Origin of the sequence: Tepidiforma sp., assembly GCF_034433535.1 — a bacterium.
In the GTDB taxonomy this organism is placed as follows: Bacteria; Chloroflexota; Dehalococcoidia; order Tepidiformales; family Tepidiformaceae; genus Tepidiforma.
Window position 1 is genome coordinate 1 of sequence record NZ_DAOUAO010000032.1, and the last position, 1855, is coordinate 1855.

2 protein-coding genes are annotated in these 1855 nt (G+C 71.2%); both read right to left on the reverse strand.

Going from position 1 to position 1855, the window contains the following annotated elements; all coding sequences use genetic code 11:
• On the reverse strand, positions 1–326 hold a 326-nt coding region (locus VAE46_RS01825; RefSeq protein WP_322795199.1), incomplete at its 3' end, for an HAD family hydrolase.
• 45 nt (positions 327–371) lie between these two features.
• On the reverse strand, positions 372–1640 hold the full coding sequence (locus VAE46_RS01830) for a glycosyltransferase (RefSeq protein ID WP_322795200.1): 1269 nt from the start codon (positions 1638–1640) through the stop codon (positions 372–374).
• Positions 1641–1855: the final 215 nt, after the last annotated feature.

A 1855-nucleotide genomic window follows, 5' to 3' on the forward strand; every position in this document is an offset into this window, starting at 1 on the left:
TCGAAGAGCTGCATGCGCGCGGTCTGCTCTTCCCAGTAGCGGTCGGCGAGGCGCGGCGCGGCGGCCGGGTCGAGGCCGAGGCGCTGGAGGGCGAGGGCGACGTTGTGGCGGCGGGCGTCGTGGAGGCGGGTGCGCCAGTGTTCGACGGCGGCTTCGTCCTTCCAGAATTCGATGAGCCGGGTGCGGATGGCATCGCGGAGGGGGTCGGGTTCGATGCCGAGTTCGGGGCCGAAGGCGGCGCAGGTGGCCTGCCAGGCGGCTTCGACACCCCCGGAGGTATCGAGGAGGGTGTCGTCGAGGTCGAAGAAGATGGCGCGCGGGGTCACGGGATCGATCGTAGGCGGCCGGGGAGCGGGCTGTCGAACGGGTGTTCAAGGAGCCGCGAGGATGGCGGTCTCCCAGGCCTCGTTGGGGAGGCCGGAGGGTGCGATGCCGGCGCGGTCGGCGAATTCGTGGCGGGCGGCATCGTAGAGGTCGGCGATGCGGAGCCCGATGGTGCTCCAGCGGAACCGCTCGACGGCGGCGCGGGCGGCGCGTCCGAAGTTGGCGCGCAGTTCGGGGTTGGCGAGCAGGACATCGAGCTTTTCGGCGAAGGGTTCGGGGCAGCGCCAGGGGATGAGGTAGCCGGTCACGCCATCGATGACGGTGGAGGCGAGGCCGCCGACGCGGGAGGCGACGACGGGGGTGCCGCAGGCCATCGCTTCGACCGCGACGAGCCCGAAACTTTCGTAGAAGCTGGGGACGACGCAGACATCGGCGGCGGCGTAGAAGGCGGGGAGCCGCTGGTGGTCGACGGCGCCGGTGAAGCGGACGCGTTCGGCGATGCCGAGGGAGGCGGCGCGGGCTTCGAGTTCGCGGCGGAGCGTGGCGGCGCGGTCGTCGCCGCCGACGATGAGCAGGAGGGCATCGCGCCGTTCGAGCCCGGCGACGGTGTCGAGGAGGATTTCGAGCCCTTTGAGCTTTTCGAGCCGGCCGACCCAGAGGAGGATGGGGCGATCGGCGGGGAGGCCGAGTTCGGCCCGGGCGGCCTCACGGGGGCGCGGCTGAAAGAGGTCGAGGTCGATGCCGCAGGGGATGACGTGGACGCGGGCGGGGTCGGCGCCGTAGTAGCGTTCGAGGAGCTGGCGCTCGTGGCTGCTGGCCGCGACGATGGCGGTTGCGCGGCGGGCGATGGCGCGCTCGTGGCGGATGCGCAGGCGGGGTTCGTCTTCGCCGAAGCGGGCGCGGTTCTTGACCTCGCCGAGGGTGTGGAACATGACGATGTGGGGCGCGCGGAGGGCGCGGGCGAGCTGCTGGCCGGCCCAGCCGCTCTGCCAGTAGTGGGAATGGACGATTTCGTAGGGGCCTTCGGTATGGGCGAAATCGCGGAGGGCGCGGGCGAACCCGGGGAGGTGGGCGATGATGGCTTCTTTTTCGATGGGCCGGGGCGGGCCGGCCGGGAGGCGGACGAGGCGGAGCCCGGGGGCGACAGGCTCCGTTGCGGGGAGGTCGCCATCGAGGCGGGTGAAGATATCGACGGTGTAGCCGAGCCGGGCGAGTTCGCGGGAGAGTTCGAGGACGTAGACGTTCATGCCGCCCGTCTCGCGGCCGCCGAGGGGCGCGAGGGGGCTGGTATGGGCAGAGACCATGGCGATGCGCATGCGGCTTCTATTGTGCCGGATCGGCGGGCGGGGTGCGGGGCTGGTATGCTTCGGGGCACACTTCGGGAGCAGGAGGGCGACATGAGCAACGAAACCGGCGTCCGGGCGCGAGTCCGGGAAGGCCTTTTCCCGTCCGAAGTGCTCGCCGAGCTCGAGGACGTCTCGGGAGACACCGTGCGATTTTTTGCCCCTGCCAGTACCGTCATGCGCCGTTC

Excerpts from the sequence above, each read along its gene's own strand:
- VAE46_RS01830 (WP_322795200.1), bottom strand. The coding sequence starts at position 1,640 with ATGCGCATCGCCATGGTCTCTGCCCATACCAGCCCCCTCGCGCCCCTC.